The organism is Mesorhizobium sp. WSM4310, from assembly GCF_007003935.1.
Lineage (GTDB): Bacteria > Pseudomonadota > Alphaproteobacteria > Rhizobiales > Rhizobiaceae > Mesorhizobium.
In genome coordinates, this window is record NZ_VFTA01000026.1 from 1 (window position 1) to 25984 (window position 25984).

Genomic DNA, 25984 nt, shown 5'->3' on the forward strand with positions numbered 1-25984 from the left:
CGCGCCCGCCGCGGCGCGGAATTTCCCGCGCCGCTTTTTCGTTGTCCGGAATAGCCGGTCCGGTTTCGGCGGAGGCCTCACAGGCGTAGACTTCGAGGCAGCCGGCTCGAGCCCAAAAGGGCGCCGGCAAGGGAGGTGGCCATGACCCGCGATGCATTGCTTCTGGTTTCGCGACTGCTGTTTGCCGTGCTGTTCGTACCATCCGGCTTCCAGGCGCTCGCCAACATTGCCGGCACATCCGATTATTTTGCCGGCCTCGGCCTGCCGCTGCCGACGCTCGCCGCCTGGGGCACGGGCCTGTTCGAGTTGGTCGTCGGCTTGCTGATCCTCATCGGCTTTCAGACCCGGATCGTGGCGCTGCTCTTGGCGGCCTTCTGCGTCGTTGCCGGCTTCATCGGCCATCACGGCCAAGGGGCCGGCGATGCGACACTCGCCTTCCTTCACCAGCAGATGCTGATGAAGGACATTGCCATATCAGGCGGCTTCCTGGCGCTGGCGATAGCCGGTGCCGGCGCTTGGTCGGCCGACGGTCGCGGTTTCGCTATCGGTGCGGACGTAACCTGAGCCTCGGTCAGCAGAACGCCCTATTTGACCGACACGCTCGGTCCACCCTCCACGGCCAGCACGAGCCTGCGGTTGGTGATCCGCGCCAGCTGCGCTAGGCGGCCGGCCGGCCGCTCGCCGTAGAGATCTGAGAGCGATGCCGGCAGCACCAGCGCCAGCACGCCGTTGGCGCGTTGCTCCCATTTCAGCCTGGGCATGATGCCGGGCATCGAGGCCGTCAGCAGGTAGACCACCCGCATCATCGCCGCCAGCACGCGAGCCCGCTCGAGATAGCGCGGCGTAGCCAGCGCCTTGATTTCAGGTGCGATGGATTCGTTGAAGATGCCGTCGTGACGATAGGCGTTGGCCAAAGCCAGGAAGGCACGGCCGGGATGGTCGACGCCGAAGAAAGAGGCGTGCGCGATGATGTTGAGCGATTGCCTGCCGCGATATTCCGGGTGCGCGCGCCAGCCGATGTCGGCCAGCAATGCGGCGGCGTGGCGGTAGCGCGCCTCGTCCTCGGTCTCGTCGATACCGAAGGCGGCGAAGGATTTGGCAGTCCAGTCGACCAATTCATGCGCATGGGTGACCGAGCGCGAGCGCAAACGGGCGAGTTCCTCGGACGCCGAGATCAACGGATCGGCCTTCTGCTCGGCCTCGTCGAGCAGCGAATAGAGAAAACCTTCGCGCACGCCGAGCGCCGAGACGATGATCTTCGACGGCTGCATCGCCGCCATGATCTCCTGCAGCACTATGGCGCCATAGGGCAGCAGCGAGCGGCGGTTCTTCGAGACGCCCTCGATCCCCTTGACCTTCTCGATCTCGGCTTTGGCCACCTGTTTGAGAAAATTCGTCGCGCTGTCGGCCGACATCTCGTAGTGGTGCATGACGCCAAGCGGGTAGTTGGTCATCTCCATGTGCAGGCGGGCGAGGTTTCGCCAGGTGCCGCCGACGGCGTAGAAGGGCCGGCCCTGCCCGCCTTTCAACAGCTTGGCGCGCGCCAGTTCGTCGCGCGCGATCTTCTGTGCCTGGGCAAGCGAGTTCTTCGCCATGTCCTGCAGGCGCAGGCCACCGAGCGGCAGCGTGATGCCGTCGCCGATCGCCTCGCCATTGACGTCGACCAGTTCGAGACTGCCGCCGCCCAGATCGCCGGCGATGCCATTGGCCGGGTGGAAACCGGAGATGACGCCGAGGGCCGAATAATAGGCCTCCTGGCGCCCGCTGATCACGCGGATCTCGGTCTTGAGGACCTCTTCGGCGCGATGGATGAAATCCGGACCGTTGATCGCCTCGCGCGCCGCGGCGGTGGCCAGGACATAAATATGCTCGGCGCCAGCCTGATCGGACAGCGCGCGAAAGCGGCGGAACTCTTCCATCGAGCGGGTCACCGCCTCGGGGTCGAGCTTTCCGGTCGAAACGATGCCGCGGCCAAGACCGGCGAGCATCTTTTCGTTGAACAGCATGGTCGGCGAGCGCGCCAGCCCTTCATAGACGACGAGGCGAATCGAATTCGACCCGATGTCGATGATGGATAGCGGTCGGCGGTCCTGCAGCCGGCCCTGGGAATCAGACAGCATCAGGCGGACGCTGCAGCGTTCTTCTTGCGGCGCTTGAACTGCGCAATGCGCTTGGGCGCATGCGACTTCAGCGCGTCACCCCGTCCCGACAGGCTCGGATTGGTCATGAAATATTCCTGCGCGTTGAACGGTTCCTCGCCCTCTTCCAGCACCACGCGCCGGGAGGTTCCATCAGCCAATACGTCGAAACTTTGCTGATTGTCCATGATGTTGCCCAGCATGATCTGGCCCAAAACCTGTTCATGCACAGTTGGATTGATGATCGGCACCATGGTCTCGACGCGACGGTCGAGATTGCGCGGCATCAGGTCGGCGGAGGAGATGTAGACGATCGCCTCGTCCGAGGGCAGGCCATAGCCATTGCCAAAACAATAGATACGGCTGTGTTCGAGGAAGCGGCCGACGATCGACTTGACCCTGATGTTTTCCGACAGGCCCGGCACCTGCGGCCGCAGGCAGCATATGCCGCGCACGACGAGGTCGATCTCGACCCCGGCGCGGCTGGCATCATAGAGCGCGTCGATGATGATCGGGTCGACCAGCGCGTTCATCTTCATCCAGATGCGCGCCGGCTTTCCCTCCAGCGCATGCGCGACTTCGTCGGAAATGTGCTGCAGGATGCGGTTGCGCAGCGTGAATGGCGAGATAGCCAGCCGCATTTCGGCGGTCGGCTCGGCATAGCCGGTGATGAAATTGAACAGCTGGGCGACGTCGCGGGCGATCGTCGGATCGGTGGTGAAGAAGGACAGGTCGGTGTAGATGCGCGCGGTGACCGGATGGTAGTTGCCGGTGCCCAGATGCACGTAGTTGCGCAGCTTGCCATCCTCGCGCCGCACCACCAGCGACATTTTCGCGTGGGTCTTCAACTCGAGGAACCCGAACACGACCTGCACGCCGGCGCGCTCGAGGTCGCGCGCCCAGCGGATGTTGGCCTCCTCGTCGAAACGCGCCTTAAGCTCGACCAACGCGGTCACCGACTTGCCGGCTTCGGCCGCGTCGACCAGCGCGCGCACGATCGGGCTATCGTTGGAGGTTCGGTAAAGCGTCTGCTTGATCGCCACCACTTCCGGATCGGCCATCGCCTGGCGCAGGAACTGCACAACGACGTCGAAGGATTCGTAGGGGTGGTGGACGATGATGTCCTTCTCGCGGATAGCGGCAAAGCAGTCGCCGCCATGCTCGCGGATACGCTCAGGAAAGCGCGGATTGTAGGGGGTGAACTTCAGGTCGTCGCGGGGGACGGAGACGATCTCGGAGATCTGGCTGAGCGCCAGCGGACCGGTCAGCACGCTGATGCGGCTGGACGAGACGCCGAGCTCACCGGCCACGAAATCGCGCAGTTCAGCAGGCATCAGCCTGTCGAACTCGATGCGGATCACCGAGCCGCGGCGGCGGCGCTTCAGCGCCGTCTCGAACAGGCGCACCAGATCTTCCGATTCCTCCTCGACCTCGATATCGCTGTCGCGGATGATGCGGAATGTGCCGGAACCCTTGACCTCATAACCCGGAAACAGCTTGCCGATATAGAGACCGACCGCCTCCTCAAGCGGGATGAAGCGGACATGGTGCTTGCGATCGGGAAGCCGGATGAAGCGCTTCAGCGCCACCGGCAGACGCAGGAGCGCGCTCATCTCCTCGCCATTCTTGCGGTGGCGCAGCTGCAGCGCCATCGAGAAGCCGAGATTGGGAATGAACGGGAACGGATGCGCCGGGTCGATCGACAGCGGGGTAAGCACCGGAAACACCTGGTCCTGGAAATGCTCTTCCAGCCAGACCTTCTCGTCCTTGGTCAGGGCATCGCGCGTGATGCTCTCAATGCCTTCCTTGTTGAGCAGCACGGTAAGCGCCGAAAGGCTCTTCTGCTGGTCTTCCTGCAGCCGCTCGACCTCGCGCAGCAGCTGTTCGAGCTGCTGTTCGGGGGTGCGGCCGTCAGGGCTTTTCAGCGTAATGCCTTCGCGCACCTGGCCGGCGAGGCCGGCGACACGCACCATGAAGAATTCATCGAGATTGGCGGCGGAGATCGACAGGAAGCGGACGCGTTCCAGCAGCGGATGGTGGGTGTTCAGCGATTCCTCGAGAACGCGGCGATTGAATTGCAGCCAGGAAAACTCACGGTTGACGAAGCGATCCGGGTTGCCGCCCTCTGAATTGGCCACCTCGACATTGACGAATTCGCTCTGCACCGGCTTCAGTTCGTTCATTGTCCCTGCCCACAACCGTTCCCTTGGAGCGCCGCCAGACGACGATGAACGCTCAAACATGCCTTCGTGAAGCGTGATCAGTCGCGGAATCGCTTGGCATCCGCGGTCACACGCTTAACCGGCTCAACTTATCCTCTGACAGGGTTTTGCGACAGTTTCATTTCATCGATCTTGCAAAGAGACCTGTTATGATCCAGATGCATGCGAGACTGCGTTAAGGAGACGACGATGGCAGGCGGTTCCATTCCCCATTTCCAGAACGATGCCGGCCATCCGGCGATCGACATCGGGGTCAAGGAATTCATGTGCACGGGCGCCAATCCGCCTTTCGACCACCCGCATGTGTTTCTCGACATGGGCGACGACAATGAAAAAGTCTGCCCCTATTGCTCGACGCTTTACCGCTATTCGCCGAAGCTGAAGGCAACGGAAACGCTGCCGGCAGGCTGCCTTTACATCGACCAGGCCGCTTGATTCTTTCCCGACGGACCTGATGGACGACCAGCGCTCCCGGCAAATCGTCATCGCCGGAGCGGGCGTCGCAGGGCTGACTGCCGCACTTGCTTTTGCCAAACGCGGCTATCGCGTGCAGGTGTTCGAGCAAGCACCGCGCCTGGAAGCCGTAGGCGCCGGCCTCCAACTTTCTCCCAACGCCACACGCATCCTGCGTGACCTCAGCGTGCTCGACCGGCTGCTGCCGGCGACGGTGCGGCCAGAGGCCGTGGTGCTGAGGGATGCCAGGACGTTACGCCAATTGGCGCGCGTGCCGTTGGGACAATCAGGTGAAAGCCGCTGGGGCGCTCCCTATCTCGTCGCCCATCGCGCCGACCTGCAGACTGCGCTGATGGCGTGTGTGGCAGAGATGCCTGATGTCCATCTCACGCTCGGGGCGCGCGTCGAAAAAATTGCGACTGGCGGCCATGGTGTCACGGCGACCGTCGAGATCGGCGGCAAGACGGCAGAGGAACGGGGCTCCTTGCTGGTCGGCGCCGATGGCGTCTGGTCGTCGGTGCGCGCGCTTGTCGATGCAAAAAGGATGGCATCGCCAAGAAGCCGTTTTTCGGGAGAGCTGGCCTGGCGCACCACCGTTGCGGCCGACAGCAGCGCCGGACAAGCCTTTGCCTCGATCGGCGCGGCCGATTGCGTCACGACTTTCCTGCATCCGGGTTTCCATATGGTCGCCTATCCCGTCAGCAAGGGCGACGCCTTCAATCTCGTCGCCTTCACCAAAGGCGAGCGCATCGCCGAGGGCTGGTCCGGCCGTGCCGATCCCGGCATCCTATCTGCCGCCATTCGCGGCACCGCGCCAGGACTCGTCAAGCTGGTGGAAATGGCCGGCCCATGGTTGACCTGGCCGCTGCACACCGTGGAGCAGAAGCAGCCCTGGACAATGCCAACCGGCATTGCGCTGATCGGCGATGCCGCGCATGCGATGACACCGTTCGCCGCGCAGGGCGCGGCAATGGCAATCGAGGATGCCGCGACGCTTGCCACGCTGGTCGCCGACTTTCGCGCCGATCCGCGCCAAAGCCTCACCATCTGGGAAAATCTCCGGCGACCGCGCGTGGAGAAGGTCCTTAAGCGTGGCGCGCTCAACCGGCTTGCCTGGCACGCCCGAGGCCCGGTGGCGCTGGCCCGCAACCTCGTGCTGGCGACGCGGCCTGCGGAGAAGCTCGCTGCCGACCTCGACTGGCTTTATGGTTGGGAGGAACCGAAGGTCGTCAGGCGGTAGGTGTCGAGGCAATAGAACCGGATAGCTTTGGCGCCAGCGCCAGATCTTGGAACCATCGCGGAGTCTCAATTGTACAGCCGCATCGACCATCCCAGCGACACCGGCAGCGGGTTCCACCAGCCGGTGCGCAGGCCGGCGGTACGCAACGCTGCGGCGGTCCAGGTGTTGCAGCCGACCACCGCATTGAAATGGCCGTTCGCCTCATAGAAGCGGTCGAAGCTGGAGTAGGCCGCATTCTCGATAACGATCGGGCCGCCAGGCCCCTGCTGAAAACTGGCTTCGATGAAATCGAGCAGCGCCGCGAACTGATCATCACCAATGTCGAAGCCGGCAACATCGGGATGCGGTTCGACGATAGCGCCAGCGACATCCACATGCATGACCGAGGCGTCGAGGGTCAGCGCCTTCATCACCGGAACGGCCTTGAGCTCGGACCAGGTCGGTGTTTCCAGATAGAAGGCGCGGCCGCCCCAACCGAAGACGATGTAGCGCACTTCCGGCGCATCGGACGGCAGCCCGGCGTCTGCCAGGAAGTGGAAGCGCTTGCGTACGGCGGCGTCCGCCGGAATGGCGATATCGGTATGGATCGGGTTCTTCAGCACCAGTATATGCCGCGTGCCCTCGCCCGCCGACGCCGCCGGCCAGAGCGGGCGCGGCACCAGCGTGCCGAGGGTCGCCGCAAGCACGATCGCGGCCAGCACCATGAAGAGGAAACGCAGGACTTTTCTCATCGATGACGCCCCGCCGCCAACCGCATCAGCGGATCCGCAAGCAAAGAGCCCGGCCGCATTGCGGCCGGGGGATGTGCGGCGGGGCTCTTGCGCTCGGTGTGGAACCGCTCAGTGCAGGATCTGACTGAGGAACAGTTTCGTGCGCTCGTGGCGCGGGTGGTCGAAGAACTCGGCCGGCGTGTTCTGCTCGACGATCTGGCCCTGATCCATGAAGATCACGCGGTTGGCGACTTTCCGCGCAAAGCCCATCTCGTGGGTGACGCACAGCATGGTCATGCCTTCCTCGGCCAGACCAACCATCGTCTCCAGCACTTCCTTGATCATTTCCGGGTCGAGCGCCGAGGTCGGCTCATCGAACAGCATGATGCGCGGGTTCATGCACAGCGAACGTGCGATGGCCACGCGCTGCTGCTGGCCGCCGGAAAGCTGGCCAGGATATTTGTTGGCCTGTTCCGGGATCTTGACCCGCTTGAGGAAGTGCATGGCGATTTCCTCGGCCTGCTTCTTCGGTGTCTTGCGCACCCAGATCGGCGCCAGCGTGCAGTTCTCCAGGATGGTCAAGTGGGGGAACAGGTTGAAGTGCTGGAACACCATGCCGACCTCGCGGCGCACCTCGTCGATCTTCTTCAGATCGTTGGTCAGTTCCTTGCCGTCGACGATGATCTTGCCCTTCTGATGCTCTTCCAGCCGGTTGATGCAGCGGATCATCGTCGATTTGCCGGAACCCGACGGGCCGCAGATGACGATGCGCTCGCCGCGCATCACTTTCAGATTGATGTCCTTCAGCACATGGAACTCGCCGTACCATTTGTGCATGGCGATGATGTCGATGGCGACATCGGTGGTCGAGATGTGCATCTTGGCGGCGTTGACCTTGATCTCTTCGGCGCTGACGGCGTTTTCGGTGGCCATGACAGGGTCCCCTTATTCTTTTGTTAGCGTTTGTGGCCGGTGTCGAGCCGGCGTTCGGTGTACATTGAATAGCGCGACATGCCGAAACAGAACAGCCAGAAGACGAAGGCGGCGAACACTAGGCCGGACCTGGCCGTTTGCGGCGTCGCCCAGTTGGCGTCCGAGAAGTTCTGCTTGACGACGCCAAGCAGGTCGAACATCGAGATGATGAGGACCAGGCTGGTGTCCTTGAACATGCCGATGAAGGTGTTGACGATGCCGGGAATGACCAGCTTCAGCGCCTGCGGCAGTACGATCAGCCCCATCTTCTGCCAATAGCCGAGCCCGAGTGAATCGGCGCCTTCATATTGGCCTTTGGGGATCGCCTGCAGGCCGCCACGCACGACTTCGGCCATATAGGCGGCGGCAAACAGCGACACGCCGATCAGCGCCCGCAGGAACTTGTCGAAAGTGACGCCCGCGGGCAGGAACAGCGGCAGCATGACACTGACGAAGAACAGGACGGTGATCAGCGGGATGCCACGCACCGTTTCGATGAAGATCACGCACAGCGTCTTGATGATCGGCATTTTCGAACGCCGGCCGAGCGCCAGCACTGTGCCCAGCGGCAACGACACGGCAATGCCGACGAAGGACAGGCTGAGTGTGACCAGCAGGCCGCCCCAGCGCGAGGTCTCGACATGCGGCAGGCCGAACACGCCGCCAATCAGCAGGAAGAACGAGACGATCGGCAGCACCAGGAAGAGCAGGATGGCATTCAGCCCCTTGCGCGGCACACGCGGGATCAGCATCGGCACCAGCAGAACCACGAACAGGATGGCAACCAGGATCGGCCGCCAGCGCTCCTCGATCGGATAGGTACCGAACATGAACTGGCCGAACTTGGCGTTGACGAATGCCCAGCAGGCGCCCGTCCAGCCCTCCGGCTGAATGCCGCCCTGTGCGGCAGTCGCACAGACCGTGCGGTCCGGCCCGGTCCACACGGCATTGATGAACGCCCAGTTGATGACTTGCGGCAGGACCCAGGCAACGATGGCGATGCCAAGGATGGTCAGGATGGTGTCGCCGACCGTGCCGACCAGGTTCTTGCGCACCCAGGCCACTGGGCCGCGCACACTTGTCGGCGCAGGCTGCGCCAAGGCCATTTCGGTGCGCACCCAGGACATATCGTGTTCCTGCATGGCTCTACCTTTCCACCAGCGCCATTCTGGCGTTGACCACGTTCATGACGGCCGAGGTCACCAGGCTAAGTATAAGATAGGCGATCATCATGATCAGCACACCTTCGACCGCCTGTCCCGTCTGGTTGAGGACCGTGCCGGCGGTCGCCGTCAGGTCCGGATAACCGATGGCGATCGCCAGCGAGGAGTTCTTGGTCAGGTTGAGATACTGGCTGGTCAGCGGCGGGATGACGATACGCATGGCCTGCGGCACGACAACCAGCCGCAAGATCGACCCGGACCGCAGCCCAAGTGCCGCCGCCGCCTCGGTCTGGCCCTTGCTCACGCCCCTGATGCCGGCGCGCACGATTTCGGCGATGAAGGCCGCCGTGTAGCAGGACAGCGCCAGATAAAGCGACAGGAACTCCGGCTTGACCTGAAAGCCGCCGGTCAGATTGAAGGTCGATTGTTTGGGAAGATCAAAGCTCAGCGGAAAGCCGCTCAGCACATAGGCGAGCAATGGCAGGCCGATGATCAGCGCCACCGAGGTCCAGAGCACCGGAAACTGCTGGCCTGTCGCCATCTGCCGCTGGCGCGCCGTGCGGGCGACGAACCAGGCCATGGCAATACCGACAAGCAGGGCGACGACGATAAGCCAGGAGCCCTCGCCCCAGACCGGGCGGGGAAAGTAGAAGCCGCGCTGGTTGAGGAAGGAGCCGAAGGGCAGATGGTAGCTGTCACGCGGCGCCGGCAGCACGGCGAGCACGCCGGAATACCAGAAGAAGATGACCAGCAGCGGCGGGATGTTGCGGAATATCTCCACATAGACCGTGCAGATCTTCTGGATCAGCCAGTTCTGCGACAGGCGGCCGATACCGATGACGAAGCCGATGATTGTGGCGGTGATGATGCCGGCCACGGCGACGATGATGGTGTTGATCAGGCCGACGACGATGGCGCGGCCATAGGTCGAGTCCGACGTATAGGCGATCGGCGTATCCGAAATGTCGAATCCGGCGCGTCCCCTGAGGAAGCCGAAGCCGGAGGCGATGTGCAGGCGCTGCAGATTGTCGATGACGTTCTGCACGATCCACCAGACGGAACCGAACAGGACGATGACGACCAGCGTCTGGAAGAAGAGACTGCGTATCTTCGGGTCATTGATGAAGGAAGCCCTGCTGGACTCCTCGCGAAGAACTTCCTGCGATGCCATGTGCCCGTCCCCTGAAAAGAGAAACCGGAAGGCAGATATCTGCCTTCCGGATCACATTTCGGTCAGCGGATCGGCGGAGCGTATTGCAGGCCGCCCTTGGTCCACAGCGCATTGATGCCGCGCGCGATCTTGAGCGGGCTGCCCGAGCCGACATTGCGATCGAACATTTCACCGTAATTGCCGACGGCCTTGACGATATTGACGACCCAGTCATTGGAGACGCCAAGATCGGTGCCGATCTTGGTGTCGGCTTCCTGGCCGAGAACGCGCTTGATCTCCGGGCTGGCCGAGTTCTTCATCTCATCGACATTGGCCTTTGTGATGCCGAGTTCCTCCGCGTCAAGCAGCGCGAAATAGGTCCACTTGACGATGTGGTACCACTGGTCGTCGCCTTGGCGCACCGCCGGTCCGAGCGGCTCCTTGGAGATGATCTCGGGTAGCACGACGTGATCGGCCGGCGAGCCCAGCGTCAGGCGGATGCCGTAAAGGCCCGACTGGTCCGTGGTGTAGACATCGCAGCGGCCGGCGTCATAGGCGGCGTTGACCTCTTCGAGCTTCTCGAAGACGACCGGATTGTACTCCATCTTGTTCGCCTTGAAGTAGTCGGCGAGGTTGAGCTCGGTGGTGGTGCCGCTCTGCACGCACACGGCCGCGCCCGAGAGCTGGAGCGCCGAATTGACGCCCGGCAGCTTCTTGGCGTTGATCATGAAGCCCTGGCCGTCATAGTAGGTCGTGCCGATAAAATTCAGTCCAAGCGCCGTGTCGCGATTGATGGTCCAGGTGGTGTTGCGCGACAGGATGTCGACCTCGCCGGACTGCAGCGCGGTGAAGCGCTCCTTGGCGCTGAGCGGGGTGAACTTGACCTTGGTGCCGTCACCGAAGACGGCGGCCGCGACAGCGCGGCAGAAATCCGCGTCGATGCCCTGCCAGTCACCCTTGTCGTCGGGCGCCGAGAAACCGGCCAGACCCGTCGAGACACCGCATTGGATGAAGCCCTTCGCCTTGACGGTGTCGAGCGTCGTCGCCGACGCTGCCGACGCCATAAACCCGAGCGTAGCGGCGCCAAGGATGCCGATAGCAATATGTTTCATGACCCACAGACCCTTTTCTGTTTTCAGGCAAAACCTGATCTTTTTTCCCGTGTGAACGCAGTTCCCATTCCAGCCCATTCCCGGAATCCCGCATCGTAACCGACGCGCCGCCTCCCATTCACGAACAGCATCGAAGGCGATAATTCCTGTGAGGTCAAGGGAAATGACCGAATCCGAACGTCTTTGAAAATCGATTGCCTGAAATGCCCGAATTGCAGACAAACGCGCCCGCATTTTAGTCACGGCGCGAATAAAGTCGGCAAAGCGCATTCAACGCAAATGCGGGCCAGCGGCGAAATCCATAACTGGCGCCAGCTTGGCGTCCCTGATCTGGATACCGGATGAATTGGCATGGCCGAAGACTGTCATCGGACCTGCGCCGTCAAAGCGCACGGGACATCAACCACACGCCGGCCGCCACCATCAGCGCGCCGGAAATGCGCGAGATCAACGGCCCGCTCGTGGCCGTCTTTTCCAGGAGAACGAGGATGGCGATACCGGCGATCCACAGGATGTTCATGACGCCGCCGACGAACAGCAGGGCCATCAGCGCCCAGCAGCAGCCCAGACAATAGAGGCCGTGATCGACGCCTAGCCGAATCGCACCGAGCGGCGCGGAACGGAACCCGCCATGGCTCATGAGGAACCCGATCGGCCCCTGGCATTGGCGCAAGCAGACGCCCTTGATCGGCGTCCATTGATAGAGGCCGGCGGCGATCAGGACGAGGCCGCCGAGGATCGTGCTGTCGGTTGCCATCGAGGGGTCGAGCAGGGCCAGCCGGCCGAGCAGCCATTGCGCGCCGGTCGCGGCGATGCTGAAGACGATCCAGACGGTGAGATAGCCGGTAAAAAACCATCCGGTCGAAGCGATGGGGCGGCCAGCCGCCTGCGCCTTGCGGCCGATGCCAGCATAGAGCAGCAGCAGCGGCGCGACCGAAGGCGTCATCATGCCGACCATCATCACCGCCCACATCGTGAAAATGAAAGCGAAATCGGCGAGTGTCCAGGCTCGGAAGCCAGGCGCCACGGCGGCGCCCACATCCATTCCAGCCATGTCCATATTCGACATGTCCATTGCGGCCATATCGCCGCTTGCTCCGGCCGGCATCGGGGATTCGGGCATGGCCATGTCGATGGCAAGCCACAGCACATAGGCCCAGGCGAGCACCGCAATCACGACGAGCGCGGCCATCACGACCGTGCGGTCGCGCCGCAGCACCGCCTCCAAGGCCCTGTCGCCCATTGGATCAGCTCAATGGACGACGCCGCTCTGCGTGAGATGCAGATTGGCAAAATGACTGTGCGTATCGGCCACCCCGAACTTGATCGGGCCTGTCGCCTTGGTCCAGCCGCGCCCGATCTCGGCCATTGCGTATTCGAGGCCGTGCGGCAGGTCGATGCGTGCCCGATGCTCGGCGCCGGTGACCGGATTCTTGATCGGCTCGCCATGACCGTCGGCTACGCCCTCGACATGCAGCCGTCCGGTTCGCGCGTCGACGTCGACCTCGAACTCGATCGGGGCAAAGATCGGGTCATGGAATTTCTCCAGCGTGGTCGAGAAGAACTCGAATATTGTCGCGCCTGGTTCGGTGTCCTGCCCGCCCAGTATGCGAAGCAGCGCTTCACGCTGGGCCTCGCTCGCCCTCTCGTCGACAACCACCGCTGCTTCGCCGCCGCCCTGATGGATGGCGCCGGGCCAGCGGAAAATCCCGACGAGCCGCAATCCATCGAGTTTGGTGGCTCCGTGATGGCCGCTCTCGATTTCGATGCCGGCAACCGCCTGACAGAAGCCGTGTGTGGGCATGGCGTTGAACTGGCATGGGCAGCCATAGGCGCAATTGCAGTTGACGAATTCGCGCGCCTTCATCGTCCATTTGACGTTGGGCATGGCATTCCTCCCCTTGCGGCGCTCTGTGAGCGCGATACCCGGACCGGGAGATCAGGAGGAACCCTGCCAAAACCATCCGGCAGCATCTGATCGAGGCAATCCGGTGATTAATATTAGAGACTTATTATATATGTTTCGCAGCCGTCTACAATAGGTTGACCGAGGGACGATCGGCTCCGCCGACAATCACTTCCGCACACCTTGCCGAGCCCGTTTCAGGACCCCGCAGCTATGCCGTTCAGGTGGAGAATTGGCATATTCGAAGTCTATCCCTGGCGGATGGTGGGCTGTTGCGCGGTCCAAGCCGCCGCACTATGGCTAGCGCCTTGTCAAACAGGCGAAGACGAAGAATGGCTAAGGACGGCAACGAACAGGGTTCCGGCAAAATGGGCATCAACACGCGGTTGGCCCATTCGGGCAACAACCCGCACGACTATTTCGGCTTCGTCAATCCGCCTGTCGTGCACGCCTCGACCGTGCTGTTCCGCAACGCCGCCGCAATGGTTGGCCGCAGCCAGAAATACACCTACGGCACGCGCGGCACGCCGACGACGGACGCCCTTGCCCAGGCCATCGATGCGCTGGAGGGATCCGCCGGCACGATCGTGGTGCCGTCGGGCCTTGCGGCGGTGACTATTCCGCTGCTCGCCTTCGTGTCGGCCGGCGATCACCTGCTGATCGTCGACAGCGTCTACCATCCGACCCGTAATTTCGCCGACACGATGCTGAAGCGGCTCGGCGTCGAGGTGGAGTATTATGATCCTCGTATCGGCGCTGGCATCGCCGCCCTGATCAAGCCCAACACCAAGGTGGTGTTCACGGAATCGCCAGCCTCCAACACGTTCGAGGTGCAGGACATCCCGGCGATCGCCAAGGCGGCGCACGCGGCTGGCGCTATCGTGATGATGGACAACACCTGGGCAACGCCGCTTTATTTCCGGCCGCTCGACCACGGCGTCGACATCTCCATCCACGCGGCGACGAAGTACCCGGCCGGCCATTCCGACGTGCTGCTGGGCACGGTCTCGGCCAATGAAAGCCACTGGAAACAGCTCTATGAGAGCTTCTGCACGCTCGGCTGCTGCGCGGGTCCCGACGATGTCTACCAGGTGCTGCGCGGCTTGCGCACCATGGGCGTGCGCCTGGAGCATCACCAGCGCAGCGCGCTTGCCATCGCGTCGTGGCTCGAAGGCCAGAAGGGCGTGGCGCGCGTGCTCCACCCTGCCCTTCCCAGCCACCCGGACCACGCTCTATGGAAGCGCGACTTTTGCGGTTCGAGCGGCATCTTTTCCATCGTGCTCGCCGGCGGCGGCCAGAAGGAGCAGCACGCTTTCCTCGACGCGCTGCAGATCTTCGGCCTCGGCTATTCCTGGGGCGGCTATGAGAGCCTTGCGGTGCCAGTCTGGCTCGACGACCGCGTCGTTGCAAAAGGCCCCTATGAAGGCCCGTTGATCCGCCTGCAGATCGGCCTCGAGGATGTAGACGACCTGAAAGCCGACATTTTGCGCGGTCTGGCCGCAGCGACGGCCTAACCAGCGCGCACGGGCTGACTGCCGGACAGAATCAGCAGACGGCAGCGAGGCCTTGGCGCTGATGACAAAGCGCGAGCCGCTCGCGGCATCCCATTGCTGCGCGTCGCGCAATATTATTCTCTCGGGCCGCTGCTTTCGGGATTTGTTTGACTTTCAAATCCGTGGGTTCGGTCGCATTGCGTGCTGCACTGGTACCCTCGTCCAATCCCATTGGTCCCAACCCTGTCATGGCCTTTCGTCTTTTTGTCCCCATCCTTGCCGGCGCGACGCTGCGAGAGCGGCTGCTGGCCTGTATCGGCGCCACGATCGGCATCGCGCTGACCGGCGTGATCAGCGGGCTGGCAATGGGCGGCGGCCCGCATGTGGCCCTGCTGGTGGCACCGATGGGCGCCTCCGCCGTGCTTCTCTTCGCCGTGCCCGCCAGCCCTTTGGCGCAGCCCTGGTCGATCATCGGCGGCAACTCCATATCGGCGCTGGTGGGTGTGACGGTGGCGCATTTCATCCATGATCCGGTCATGGCCTCGGGCCTCGCCGTGGCGCTCGCCATCGCGGCCATGTCGTTCACGCGCTGCCTGCATCCGCCCGGTGGCGCGGCGGCTCTGACGGCGGTGCTCGGCGGGCCGGCCGTAGTCAGCGCCGGCTTCCTGTTTCCGTTCGTGCCGGTGGCCCTGAATTCGATCATCCTGGTCACGCTCGGACTGCTTTTCCACAGGCTGGCGCGGCGCAACTACCCGCATGTCGCTGCCTCCCCAGCCAACAGCCATGGGACGGCCGATCCGCCGGCGCGGCAGCGCGTCGGCTTCCGGCCCGAGGATATCGACGCGGCGCTGACCACGCTCGACGAAACCTTCGACATCGACCGCAACGACCTCGAACGGCTCCTGAGGCAAGTCGAGCTGCAGGCCATGGTGCGCTCACACCGGACGCTGCTTTGCCAGGACATCATGTCCCGCGACGTGGTTTCGGTGCCCGAGCAGGCCACCGCCGAGGAGGCGCGCCAGCAACTGCTCGATCACAACATCCGCACCTTGCCGGTGGTCGACGCGGATGGCCGGCTGGTTGGCGCTGTCGGCCTGCGCGAGCTGACGAAGACGACCGATGCGGTGAAGAGCGTGATGTCGAAGGCCGGCACCGCTTCGCCCGAGACACCGGCGATGAGCCTGCTTCCCGTACTGACCGACGGCCGCAGCCACGCCGTGGTCATCGTCGACGATGAGCGGCGCATCCTCGGCCTGATCACCCAGACCGACCTGCTGGCGGCGGCAGCGCGCGTGCAGGCCGCAGACAAAGGACTGGCGGCGGCTTAGAGCAACTCCAGGAAAAGTGTGTGCGGTTTTCGGAAAAGCGCGCAGCGCTTTCCCTTGGGAATTGCGTCAACACAAAGAGTTGGAGCAGTTCGCCGTTTCCGTGAAACGGTGAACTGATCTAGAATAGCGGAGCCAGGTTGCCGAAATCCGGGAACCTTTTTCCGGCGGGCGCATCGAACGTGCAGTCAAGCGTCTGTTCGGGGAGATCCGGTCGCGATGAGCAAGCTCGCAATACCCGTCAAAATGCCCGGGGTGGCCGAGGCTCTTTCCGGCGACATGCTGCTTGTACAGCGAGCCCTGGCGCGCGATGCGGGCGCCTTCCGCACCATCATCAAGACATACAACCAGCGGCTCTACCGCATCGCGCGCGGCATACTGCGCAACGACGCCGAAGCCGAGGACGTCGTCCAGGAGGCCTATGTCCACGCCTTCGCCAATCTGGCGACATTTCGCGGCGACTCTTCGCTTGCCACCTGGCTGTCGCGCATCGTCATCAACGAAGCACTCGGCCGCCTGCGCAAGAGGCGCCGCACCGTGGCGATGCCCGAAAATCCGGAAGCGCAAATCATCCGCTTTCCCCTCAACCCCAGCGACGACCCGGAGCGGACGATGGCGCAGCGGCAGATTCTCGCACTTGTCGAGCGGGCGACCGACAGCCTGCCCGACATCTACCGCATGGTCTTCGTGGCCCGTGTCATCGAGGGCCTGAGCATGGAGGAAACCGCCGATCTGCTGGGCGTGCGGCCGGAGACCGTCAAGACAAGGCTGCACCGGGCGCGTAGCCTGTTGCGCAAGGCGCTGGACGACGAGATCGGCCCGGTCCTGCTCGACGCCTTCCCCTTCGCCGGCCGCCGCTGCGAGCGTTTGACCAAGGCCGTTATGGGACGGCTGGGCTTCGAATGATCCCGTCGCGATTTTGCGGGAACGTTTCTCCCGGCCGCGCATCCAATCGGCGTCAACTGGAAATGTAAGCCCGGCGCTTCCTCGCGGCCGGGCGAAGGAGGATGCCATGTTCACCCGATATACCGCCGCCCTTGCCGCCGTGCTTTTCGTCAGCGCTGCTCCGTTCGCGCAGGCCGCCGACAAGCCGACCGACCCGCAGATCGCCCATATCGCCTACACGGCCGGCGTCCTCGACATCGAGGCGGCCAAGCAGGCGATCAAGACATCGAAGAACAAGGAGGTCGTCGCGTTCGCCAAGGACATGGAGCGCGACCATGAGGCGGTGAACAAGCAGGCGCTCGACCTGGTCAAGAAGCTCAAGGTGAAGCCCGAGGACAACGCCACCAGCCAGGCGCTGACCAAGGCGGCGGAAGAAGAACGCGCCAAGCTCGCCAAGCTGAAGGGCGCGGCTTTCGACAAGGCCTATATCGAGAATGAAGTCGCCTATCACAAGCAGGTCAACGGCGCGCTCGAAACGCTGCTCATCCCTTCGGCCAGCAATGCCGAGTTGAAGAGCCTGCTCGAGACCGGCCTCAAGATCTTCCAGGGGCATGAGCAGCACGCCGAACATGTCGCCGGCATGCTGAAATGAAGGCGGGCGTCTTGATCCATCTGCCATGGCTGGCCGCTCTGGCGCTTATGACGGCGCCGGCGGCGGCCGCAACCATAGAGGTCACCATCGACAAGCTCGTCATCTCCCCGGCAACCGTCGAGGCGAAGGTCGGCGACACGGTCGAGTGGGTGAACAAGGATGTGGTTGCCCACACGGCCACCGTCAAGGGCGGCTGGGAGGTGATGATCCCGCCGAAGAAATCGGCGAGCCTGACACTGAAGGCGGCTGGAGCGATCGACTATTTCTGCCGCTTCCACCCCAACATGAGGGGCCATATGAACGTGGCGCCGTGATGCCTTCGCGGGCTGGCGGTGCACAGCCGCCAGCGTGCAGGCCTCGCAGGCTTTCACATGTGAGAAATCCTCGCTGCGGACGAACCGCGCCAGCACAGCAGAAGCGCCTCGGGCGAGCGCCACTTGCCACCGCCTACGAATGGTCGAGCCGCAGCGACGCGCGCCTTGTCTCGTCCGGCCTTGTGATGTGCGTCCAGGTGCCGTCGTAGCTGGGCTTGCGCCGCTCGATCCAGGCGGCAAGGCCTTCCCTGAGATCGGCGGTCGGCGCCATGCGGGCGAACTGCTCGGCCTCGACCAACAGCCCTTCGGCGATGCTGAGGTTGATGCCGCGCGCCACCGCAGTGAGAATGCCGGCGAGCGCTGCCGGCGAATGCGTGGCGATGCGGCGGGCAAGATCGTGCGCTGCCGGCATCAGCTCGGCATGCGGCACAATCTTGTTGACGAGGCCGAGTTCGGCCGCTCGTTCAGCCGAAAAGGTTGCGCCCGTCAAAAGCAGTTCAAGCGCACGCTTGCGCCCGGCAAGCCGCGGAAGGCGCTGCGTGCCGCCGAAGGTCGGGGGCATTGCGAGGTTGATCTCCGGCTTGGCGAACAGGGCGCGGTCGCTGGCGATGGCCAGCGGCACGGCCTCGGTGATCTCGCAGCCTCCGCCGAAGGCAATCCCGTTGACGGCGGCGATGATGGGTTTGCGGAAGGCTTCAAGCCTTGCCGTCAGTCGCTGGCCGCGCAGGACGAAGTCGCGCAGCGCCACATCCGTGCCTGCGGCGACACTCAATGAGAATTCGCCGATATCGCCGCCGGCGGAGAAGGCGCGTTCGCCGGCACCGGTCAGGATGACGGCGCGGACCGCATTGTCGGCCTCTATCGTGTCGAGGATCGCTAGCAGGCGATCGATCAGGGCGTAGTTCAGCGCATTGAGCTTTTCCGGGCGGTTGAGGGTGAGGACGCTTACCCCGTCGCGGGTCTCGTTCAGGACAAGATCGGCCATTGTTCTTCCTTTCCAGATACCACGGAAAGGGATCACTCTTTCGATTGCGTGTATATTCACTAGTCGGTATACATGGCTCATGCCTGAAGCCGCCAGCCCGACCCGCAAACGCATCGTCGATGCCGCGACGAAGCTGTTCTATGCCGAGGGAATCGGCCGCGTCAGCGTCGACGCCGTCGCGGAAAAGGCCGGCCTCACCAAGCGGACGCTTTACTACCACTTCAAGAGCAAGGACGACCTGATCGCCGCCTATCTCGACGCGCGGGACCAGCCCAATCTGCGGCAAATGGCCGGCTGGTTCGATGCCGCCGAAGGCGGCGCGGACCGCAAGGCCGAGGCGATCTTCAGCAATCTGGCGCGGGCTGCGCGCCACCCGAAATGGAAGGGATGCGGTTTCCTGCGCACGGCGGCGGAACTCGCTTCGATGCCTGGCCATCCGGCGATCAATGTCGGATCACGCCACAAGTCGAATTTCGAGGCATGGCTGGCCGGCGCGTTGTCGGACCACGGCGTCGAGGAACCACAGGCGGCGGCGCGCGAGATCGTGCTTTTGATCGATGGCTCCTTTTCGATCATGCTGGTCCACCGCAATCCCGATTACATCGAGGCGGCAGGACGAGCAGCGGCGACGCTTGTCCGGGTCAGATCGCGGAACAAGGACTGAACCAGCCGTGGCTTGGAACGCAGCCGGCAAGCATGGTATCGCAATGCCAGGGAGGCGGTGATGCGTATCATCTTTCGATGTGATCCAATGTTGATCGAGCATTTGCCGCGCCCGATCCCGGCGCGCGGCGCTCTGCCGGAATGGCTGCGCGCCATGCCCGCCACCGCCTATTCGGCGATCCACGGCCGCGACATTCGCACGCTCAAGCAATGCCCACCCGTTGTCGATGCGATGACCTATGGCTTCATGGTCCTGCTGCCGTGCGACGTCGTCGTCGACAAGGGCACCTTTTCGTGGGACTGGCAAATTCCAGAACCGGTCACGCAGAACCACCCCAGAGCGCCATTGAGCTTCCACGCACCGGGGCAGCTCGCCGGCAGCCCGTTTGCTACGCCCGGCCAAGCCGCCCTCAAATTCAACAGCTTCTGGACCATCGAGGTCGAGGAAGGCTGGTCGCTGTTCGCGACGCATCCGGTCAATCGCGAGGATCTTCCTTTCAGGCTGGTGACTGGGCTGGTGGATTCCGACCGGTTCAGCGATGGCGGCATCAATTTCCCGGCGGTCTGGACGGAACCTGGGTTCTCCGGCGTGCTCGGGAAAGGAACCCCGGTCGCACAGTGCTTTGCGGTTCCGCGGGCGACGCCGCAGCTGGAATACGAGGTGTTCGACGAAGAACGGCAGGCGTCTTATGCGCGCACCGTCGGTAATGTCCTGTCAACGCCGGGTGTCTACCGCAAGCGGTTCCGCGCCCGGCGGGGGCGCTCCACTGGCGAGTAAGCGACGCAGTGCTTCCTCATCGAGCCACAGCCGACCACTCGGCGCCGATGTAAGCGCCATGGCGATGACGCCGAACGTGGATGGGCGCAGACGATAGGCCGTTGAATACGCCAGCATCGCCCCATCCAGATCACCAGTTTCCTGCAAGACGACGCCCAGATTGACGGCTGCCTCCGGGGTATCGGGGCTCATCTCCAGCACGCGTCGATAGGCCTGGGCAGCGGCGCCGAACTTGCGCATGTCCTGACGCACCAACCCGAGATCAAACCAGGCAGAAGGATGCCCGCCGCCAGCGACGGCGCGTTCGAGCAAGTCCTCTGCCTCAACAGACGCGCCGCGTTGCCAGGCAAGGCGCCCGAGGCGCGCCGCAGCCTCCTCGGATTTCGGATCCCGTTGCAAGACGAGTGTCCACCATTCGCCCGCGGCCAAAGCATTGCCTGCCTGATCAAGGGTACGTGCCCGCTCGATCAGTATTTCCGCCTGTGATGACAGCTTTGCCGCGCGATCCAGCTGTTGCAACGCTGCCTCGAACCGGCCGTCGGCCCGAGCAATCCTGCATGCCAGAATCAAAGCGGGCACATTATCCGCATGAGCGGCCAGGCTCGTCTCGATGCGCGTGCGAGCTCCCGACAAATCCGCCCTGGCGAACAGGATCGCCGCCAGAAGATGGCAAAGAGCCGGATCGTTCGGGCGTTGCTTCAGGCCTAACTCGCACAGCTGCATTGCCTGGCCGTGATTGCCGGAATTGAAAGCAGCCACCGCACGTCGGATCAGATCGCCACTTTCGACTTGATTCGTATCCGTCACCGCTTTTACCACTCCGGTTAGAACCCGAAGGCCAGCCATGCCGTGCCGGCGACGAGAGTGATCAGCGTCAGCGGCAGGCCGACCTTGAAGAAGGCACCGAACGACAAGGGCGTGCCGGCAGCCTTGGACTGCTCGGCGACGATCAGGTTGGCGACCGAACCGAGCAGCGTGAAATTGCCGGCGAGCGTTGAACTCATCGCCACCACCAGCCAGGCCCTTTCGGGGTTTTCCAGCCCAGGTATGAACGGCCGCAGCGCCAGCACCGCCGGAACATTGCTCATGATGTTGGAGAGCACCGCGGTGAAGCTGGACAGGCGCCAGACATCGTCGAGGCCGAGATTCTTGGCCGAGGCGATGAGATCCGGCGTCAGCAACGTCCTTTCGGCGCCGGCGACCACCACGAACAAACCGGCGAACATGAACAGCAGCGGGCCATCGATCTCACGGTAGATGCGGTCCGGCTTGATGGCGCGGGTGAGCAGGAGAATGGCTCCGCCGATCAACGCCGCCTTGGCAACGGGGACGCCGGCGAAGAAGGCGATGGCCAGCCCGATGCAGACGATCACGGCTTTCAGCACCTGCCCGCGATGCATCCGGCCGCGCGAGACATGCGGCGTCAATTCAGCGGTGCGGGTGAATTCGGCGCGATAGACGATGCGCACGATGACGATGACCGCGACGAGACCGAACAGGGCGACCGGCGCGAGTGCCGCCGAAAAAGCGGGATAGGAAATGCCCGACAGCGCGCCGATGACCATGTTCTGAGGATTGCCGGTGATGGTGGCGACGCTGCCGCAGTTCGAGGCGGTGGCGGTGGCGATCAGATAGGGGATCGGGTTGCGATTGATGACGCGTGTGACGTGGACGACGATCGGCGCCATGACCAGGCAGATGGCATCGTTGACCAGGAAGGCCGACAGCACGCCAGTCAGCAGCGTCACCATCACCAGGAGCATGAAGGGCGCGTGCGCGTGTTCGATGGCGATGGCGCCCAGGCCGCGAAAGGCGCCAGAGACCTTCAGATGCGCCACCACGATCATCATGCCGAGCAGAAGCGTGATCGTGTCGAAATTGATGGCGCGGTAGGCGTCCTCCATGCTGATCGCGCCAACGGCGATCATCGCGGCGCCGCCAAGCAGCGCGATGCCTGCCCGGTCAAGACGCAAACCGGGGATGCGGCCGATGGCGACGCCGGCATAGGTCAGGACCAGGATCAGCAGTGCCGCCGCGCCCATCAACGTCATTGGTAAGAAGCCCTGCTCGATCTGGTGGCGCCGATGCGTCCGCCTGGTGGTTCTTTTGCATGTCAACTTTAGCGATGTCGAGATTGACGACAAACGGGGCGGTACCGCTAACGCCGATAGAAATCCAGCCGCTGTTGCAATGCCTGCGGCGAAAACAGTCGCTCGACGGTCTGCCGCGCTTTGTGGCCCATATCAGCCCGCAGCGCTGGATCGGCCTTGAGCTCGGCCAGGATGCGCGCCGCCTGTTGCGTCGACTCGAACAGAAAACCGTTTTCGCCAGGGCTGATATTGTCGGCATAGCCGCCATGCGCATGGCAGACCACGGGCAAACCGCAGGCCATCGCCTCGAACACCACGCGGCCGAATGTCTCCACATGCGAGCCGGTGCGATAGTAGAAGACGTCGAGCGTCGGCAAAAACTGCTCGGCGGCAAACTGGCCCTGCGGCAGGAGTTCGAGTTGCGGATGCGGCGCGAGCCTGTCCTTCAGCGGCATGCCGCCCTGGATCCGTACCGCAACGCCATCGGCCAGCAAGGCCTCGTAGAGCGCCACATCGTCGGCATGATGCTTGTCCGCCGTGTCGCGGCTCAGCCGCCCCACCGTGAACGGGCCGTCCGGCCTTGCCGGTCGTGGTGAAAAACGCCCGATATCGATCGGCGACGGATGCACGACGCCTTCGACCTGCAGCATGCGCTTCTGGAATTCCGAGATCAGCACCAATTCGGCGCCGGGCCAGCCCAGCAGGCGCGGCATGCCGGTCGTCAGCCCGATGATCTTCGGGTGAAAGGTGTTGAAGACATAGATCAGCCGGCGTGGCCGCCGGATCAGGTAAGGCCAGATTTTGTTGCGCCAATGCGCGCCGAGGAAGACATAGGTGCCGCCGTCCGGCACCTCGCGCTTTGTCAGCGACACGCGGCGAATCGGAAATTGCCGCATCAGTTCGTCGGACACGCGCGAAGAGGTTGCCCAAAGACACACCTGCTGGTCGGCACTCAACAGCCGATACAGGTCCAGGGTTTCGCGTTCGCTGCCGCCAAACGGGTTCTGAAAGCCGTTGAACAAATGGATCATGATCGCCGCGCTTGCCTGGCCCGGGCCATCCCGCCACTCGTTCGCCCGGCACCGAAACAGGTCGTGACTGCGCCGGTGGCCCGGAAGACCGAGGAGATCAAGAAAGCAGAAATGTCTCTGGCGACGCCCAATACATCACCTTAGCCGGAGGAAGCACACCGGCAAGACGGCGTCAAGGAAGCGGCGACCTCAGCCTTCACGCGCAGCAAGGCTGCGGTCAATGCACCGTGGCGGCGCCGGACTGAGACACCAGGGCGGCTTCCGCCGGGTCGAAACTGACCTGATCGCGGCCATTCGACTTGGCGGCATAGAGCCGTCTGTCTGCGGCGGAGAATATCGCCTCGTAAGTCGTCGGCCCGATGAAGCTGGTGCCGCCGATACTGACGGAAAGCGGACAGGCGCGGCCGCCAGGCGAAAAGTCCATTTCGCGAATTCGCCGGCGGATGCCTTCGGCAACCAGCCAGGATTGCGAGGGATCGACACCGGGAAGAAACACGCCAAACTCCTCGCCGCCGATGCGGCCTACGATATCGCTGCCGCGCAGCTGTCCCTTGATCGCCTGCGCGATGAGCTTGAGCGCCTGGTCGCCACAGTCATGGCCGAGGCGGTCGTTGATAGACTTGAAGTGGTCGGCATCGATGATCAGCAGCGCGCCGGAACGGGTCTGTTCCTGCTTGCGGGTCTCCTCCAGATAGGCCTCGACCAGCATCGAGAAGGCGCCGCGATTCAGCACGGCCGTCAGACTGTCGGTGGCGGCGATGACGCTGAGGTCGCGCTGAGCTATCGCCAGCTGGCGAATCTTCCACATGAGAAAAAACAGAAACGACCCGCCCAGCACCAGGGGCAGCATGAGATCCGTCATTTGCGCGCGCCAGACAGCCTCGGGCGAGAGATAGGGGAAATTGAAGGAATCGACGAAAAACGCCACGGCAATGAAGAATACCGTGCCGGCGGCGGTGGCAGCGATCACCCTGCCCCAACTGGTCGACGACAGGTCGAACTTCATCCCATTCCACTCCGTTAGCCGTCGCTACTATGACGCGCCAACGCAAACAAATTGATAAGACTTTCCCTTCAATTCGAGATCAGGGAGCCGGAGCATGCTCGCCCAAATGGACCGCCGTGCCCCGGCGGTGAACGCAAGCCCGCCGACTAAATTTCGCGCGATGCGGGGAATTCAGAACGTCGATGGTTCGGCGCCGGTCCACTTGCTTCGACAACGAAGGATGCCGCGATCAGGTCGTCGGCATCCAGTTGTAGGGACCCGTCGCCCGCCCCCATGATGGCCGCGACCTTGTGGAAGGTCTTCATCTCATGATCGGAAATTTCGGCATCCTGCATTCTGGCTCTGAGTTGAGCGATACGCCGCCCCAGGGCGGGGGACGTTCCAATTTCACGTTTCGACATGGCCTCGTTTTCTCCTCCCCCAACCCGCGCTTGTTTTGTCCCGCCCGTTCGCAGGCCCGCACATTGCCTTTTATGAGGCTCCGCGAATACAAGGCCCCGAACGCCTGATGTAGGCTAAGGTTCCAACTTCGGCGGATCACGAAATAATTCCGGGTCGCCCACGCAGCTCTGCTCTATTGGCCCGCCGTCAGCACCAGCGTCGTAATAGAGTTGCGCGCCTCAACCCGCTCCAGACACCGACCCGGAATGTTCGGCCACCTCGCGGCGGCGCATTCCCTGTCGGTGACGGCAATGGGTTCGCTGCGCCGTACGTCTGCGGCTTGGGTCGCCGTCGATGCGAAAAGAACCGTCTGCGTTATCAGAGCCGAGAAAACGGCAACCTGGAACAGCACGGCGGCGAAGGCGATCTTCTTGAGCATGCGATGCAACGCGCAGGCAAGCGTCAGGTTCCCGCAGGTCATTTCTTACAGCGAGCCTGCACCGTCCCAGCGCTGCAGAAGCGAAAAGACAAAGGAAAGAAATAACCGCGTAAAATCATCGATTTATTGGCGATCCCGACAGGATTCGAACCTGTGACCATCGGCTTAGAAGGCCCAAAGCCAACCGCGCAGTTCTGCGGTTTCTGGCCTCATCAGCTGTAAACCGGACCCGTCGAAACATTAAGAAATCCCGGCCTACTGTAAACGGTCATGATCACACGCCCCGCCCTCCTCCTCGCCGCTGCGGCAGCTTTCATTCCGCTGTCAGCGGCCGCTGCGCCGCTGGTAGGAATTCCATCCGTCATTGACGGCGACACAGTTGAAATTCACGGGCAACGCATTCGCCTAAATGGCATCGACGCACCTGAGAGTGCGCAGCTTTGCCTTGACGCCGCTGGCAAGAAATATCGTTGCGGGCAAAGGGCGTCTCTCGCCCTGGCCGACTTCCTCGAGGCGCATCGCCCGGCATCGTGCATCGAGGTCGACCGCGACCAGTTCAGACGCATGGTGGCCGTCTGCACGGCAGGAGGCGTCGATATCGGCGAATGGATGGTCAGGAAGGGCTATGCGGTCGACTGGCCGAGATACAGCGCTGGCTTCTATGCCAAGGCTGAGACTGACGCCAGGAAAGCAAAGCGCGGCCTATGGGCAGGATCGTTCGACAGCCCTTGGGAATGGCGCAAGCAGATGACGGTTCAATAGGCTGTTCGCGCCCGGTCATGGGAGCGGCCGATCACCCTCTGACGCTCGTCGAGAGATAGGCTGTCCTGTCATCTTTTGCCCATTTCCCTAGGCTACTCTGTTTTCACGGCGGGC

At 63.1% G+C, this 25984-nt stretch carries 27 protein-coding genes; 11 read left to right on the forward strand and 16 right to left on the reverse strand.

Translation table 11 applies throughout. The features are described from left to right. Nucleotides 1-141 precede the first annotated feature (141 nt). The gene (locus tag FJV80_RS24215; RefSeq protein WP_142877619.1) at nt 142-564 is read left to right on the forward strand and encodes a DoxX family protein; all 423 of its coding nucleotides are present in this window, start codon (nt 142-144) and stop codon (nt 562-564) included. Between the two features lie 20 nt (nt 565-584). On the opposite strand, the gene ppx is transcribed toward FJV80_RS24215, so the two are convergent. Together ppx and FJV80_RS24225 are read right to left on the reverse strand one after the other, a co-directional pair. Continuing rightward, nucleotides 585-2120: an exopolyphosphatase gene (gene ppx / locus FJV80_RS24220; RefSeq protein ID WP_142877620.1), complete on the reverse strand. Its 1536-nt coding sequence runs from the start codon at nt 2118-2120 to the stop codon at nt 585-587. After that, entirely contained in the window at nt 2120-4321 is a 2202-nt protein-coding gene (locus FJV80_RS24225) for an RNA degradosome polyphosphate kinase (protein WP_142877621.1), read from the reverse strand. Before FJV80_RS24225 ends, ppx begins: the two co-directional genes overlap by 1 nt. A 228-nt stretch (nt 4322-4549) precedes the next feature. On the opposite strand from FJV80_RS24225, the gene FJV80_RS24230 reads away from it, so the two are divergent. Then, nucleotides 4550-4795 carry a zinc-finger domain-containing protein gene (locus tag FJV80_RS24230; protein WP_015318409.1) on the forward strand — a complete coding sequence of 82 codons (246 nt, stop codon included), beginning with the start codon at nt 4550-4552 and terminating at the stop codon, nt 4793-4795. Nucleotides 4796-4814: 19 nt separating this feature from the next. Beyond that, a complete protein-coding gene (locus FJV80_RS24235; protein WP_142877622.1) occupies nt 4815-6053 on the forward strand; it encodes an FAD-dependent monooxygenase in 1239 nt (412 codons plus the stop codon). A gap of 65 nt (nt 6054-6118) precedes the next feature. Here FJV80_RS24235 and FJV80_RS24240 read toward each other — a convergent pair whose 3' ends face one another. The 7 genes from FJV80_RS24240 to FJV80_RS24270 form a co-directional block, all read right to left on the reverse strand. Further along, complete coding sequence (locus tag FJV80_RS24240; protein WP_142877623.1) at nt 6119-6784, reverse strand: TIGR02117 family protein; 666 nt, start codon at nt 6782-6784, stop codon at nt 6119-6121. Between the two features lie 108 nt (nt 6785-6892). Beyond that, nucleotides 6893-7696 (reverse strand): amino acid ABC transporter ATP-binding protein, encoded by an 804-nt coding sequence (locus FJV80_RS24245; RefSeq protein ID WP_010915400.1) that lies wholly within the window; start codon nt 7694-7696, stop codon nt 6893-6895. A 23-nt stretch (nt 7697-7719) separates the two neighbouring features. After that, nucleotides 7720-8877, reverse strand: coding sequence for an amino acid ABC transporter permease (locus FJV80_RS24250; RefSeq protein WP_095770603.1), 1158 nt, complete (start codon nt 8875-8877; stop codon nt 7720-7722). 4 nt (nt 8878-8881) lie between these two features. Continuing rightward, nucleotides 8882-10069, reverse strand: a complete 1188-nt coding sequence (locus FJV80_RS24255) for an amino acid ABC transporter permease (RefSeq protein WP_095791698.1) — start codon at nt 10067-10069, stop codon at nt 8882-8884. Between the two features lie 62 nt (nt 10070-10131). Beyond that, nucleotides 10132-11160 carry an amino acid ABC transporter substrate-binding protein gene (locus FJV80_RS24260; RefSeq protein ID WP_095770605.1) on the reverse strand — a complete coding sequence of 343 codons (1029 nt, stop codon included), beginning with the start codon at nt 11158-11160 and terminating at the stop codon, nt 10132-10134. A 382-nt stretch (nt 11161-11542) separates the two neighbouring features. Continuing rightward, a complete protein-coding gene (locus tag FJV80_RS24265; RefSeq protein ID WP_142877624.1) occupies nt 11543-12403 on the reverse strand; it encodes a DUF2182 domain-containing protein in 861 nt (286 codons plus the stop codon). Between the two features lie 9 nt (nt 12404-12412). Further along, nucleotides 12413-13048, reverse strand: a complete 636-nt coding sequence (locus FJV80_RS24270) for a DUF1326 domain-containing protein (RefSeq protein ID WP_095788328.1) — start codon at nt 13046-13048, stop codon at nt 12413-12415. Between the two features lie 350 nt (nt 13049-13398). On the opposite strand from FJV80_RS24270, the gene FJV80_RS24275 reads away from it, so the two are divergent. The 5 genes from FJV80_RS24275 to FJV80_RS24295 all read left to right on the forward strand — a co-directional run bounded on the left by FJV80_RS24275 (nt 13399) and on the right by FJV80_RS24295 (nt 17735). Next, nucleotides 13399-14580, forward strand: a complete 1182-nt coding sequence (locus FJV80_RS24275) for a cystathionine beta-lyase (protein WP_142877625.1) — start codon at nt 13399-13401, stop codon at nt 14578-14580. 227 nt (nt 14581-14807) lie between these two features. Continuing rightward, nucleotides 14808-15887 carry an HPP family protein gene (locus FJV80_RS24280; protein ID WP_095770609.1) on the forward strand — a complete coding sequence of 360 codons (1080 nt, stop codon included), beginning with the start codon at nt 14808-14810 and terminating at the stop codon, nt 15885-15887. 216 nt (nt 15888-16103) lie between these two features. Continuing rightward, a complete protein-coding gene (locus FJV80_RS24285; RefSeq protein WP_179296320.1) occupies nt 16104-16790 on the forward strand; it encodes an RNA polymerase sigma factor in 687 nt (228 codons plus the stop codon). 106 nt (nt 16791-16896) lie between these two features. Continuing rightward, a complete protein-coding gene (locus FJV80_RS24290) occupies nt 16897-17421 on the forward strand; it encodes a DUF4142 domain-containing protein (protein ID WP_142877626.1) in 525 nt (174 codons plus the stop codon). Further along, entirely contained in the window at nt 17418-17735 is a 318-nt protein-coding gene (locus FJV80_RS24295; RefSeq protein ID WP_142877627.1) for a cupredoxin family copper-binding protein, read from the forward strand. The genes FJV80_RS24290 and FJV80_RS24295 overlap by 4 nt, the downstream gene beginning before the upstream one ends. A gap of 133 nt (nt 17736-17868) precedes the next feature. Here the strand turns inward: FJV80_RS24295 and FJV80_RS24300 are convergent, their stop codons facing one another. Beyond that, the gene (locus tag FJV80_RS24300) at nt 17869-18720 is read right to left on the reverse strand and encodes a crotonase/enoyl-CoA hydratase family protein (protein ID WP_142877628.1); all 852 of its coding nucleotides are present in this window, start codon (nt 18718-18720) and stop codon (nt 17869-17871) included. 79 nt (nt 18721-18799) lie between these two features. Between FJV80_RS24300 and FJV80_RS24305 the strand changes: the two genes are divergently transcribed. Beyond that, nucleotides 18800-19384 carry a TetR/AcrR family transcriptional regulator gene (locus FJV80_RS24305; protein ID WP_142877629.1) on the forward strand — a complete coding sequence of 195 codons (585 nt, stop codon included), beginning with the start codon at nt 18800-18802 and terminating at the stop codon, nt 19382-19384. An 87-nt stretch (nt 19385-19471) separates the two neighbouring features. Beyond that, nucleotides 19472-20161 carry a hypothetical protein gene (locus FJV80_RS24310; RefSeq protein WP_246689043.1) on the forward strand — a complete coding sequence of 230 codons (690 nt, stop codon included), beginning with the start codon at nt 19472-19474 and terminating at the stop codon, nt 20159-20161. Here FJV80_RS24310 and FJV80_RS24315 read toward each other — a convergent pair. From FJV80_RS24315 to FJV80_RS24340, 6 genes are all read right to left on the reverse strand, one after another. Further along, nucleotides 20099-20968 (reverse strand): tetratricopeptide repeat protein, encoded by an 870-nt coding sequence (locus FJV80_RS24315; protein ID WP_142877630.1) that lies wholly within the window; start codon nt 20966-20968, stop codon nt 20099-20101. The genes FJV80_RS24310 and FJV80_RS24315 overlap by 63 nt on opposite strands. A gap of 17 nt (nt 20969-20985) precedes the next feature. Then, nucleotides 20986-22212, reverse strand: coding sequence for an anion transporter (locus tag FJV80_RS24320; RefSeq protein ID WP_095770615.1), 1227 nt, complete (start codon nt 22210-22212; stop codon nt 20986-20988). Nucleotides 22213-22319: 107 nt separating this feature from the next. Continuing rightward, nucleotides 22320-23282, reverse strand: a complete 963-nt coding sequence (locus tag FJV80_RS24325) for a glycosyltransferase family 4 protein (RefSeq protein WP_142877631.1) — start codon at nt 23280-23282, stop codon at nt 22320-22322. Between the two features lie 217 nt (nt 23283-23499). Beyond that, the gene (locus tag FJV80_RS24330; RefSeq protein WP_095788320.1) at nt 23500-24288 is read right to left on the reverse strand and encodes a GGDEF domain-containing protein; all 789 of its coding nucleotides are present in this window, start codon (nt 24286-24288) and stop codon (nt 23500-23502) included. Nucleotides 24289-24434: 146 nt separating this feature from the next. Beyond that, the gene (locus FJV80_RS24335; protein ID WP_095770618.1) at nt 24435-24689 is read right to left on the reverse strand and encodes a hypothetical protein; all 255 of its coding nucleotides are present in this window, start codon (nt 24687-24689) and stop codon (nt 24435-24437) included. A 173-nt stretch (nt 24690-24862) separates the two neighbouring features. After that, entirely contained in the window at nt 24863-25108 is a 246-nt protein-coding gene (locus FJV80_RS24340) for a hypothetical protein (RefSeq protein ID WP_246689044.1), read from the reverse strand. Nucleotides 25109-25378: 270 nt separating this feature from the next. On the opposite strand from FJV80_RS24340, the gene FJV80_RS24350 reads away from it, so the two are divergent. After that, nucleotides 25379-25870: a thermonuclease family protein gene (locus tag FJV80_RS24350; protein ID WP_142877633.1), complete on the forward strand. Its 492-nt coding sequence runs from the start codon at nt 25379-25381 to the stop codon at nt 25868-25870. The last annotated feature ends 114 nt before the right edge of the window (nt 25871-25984 follow it).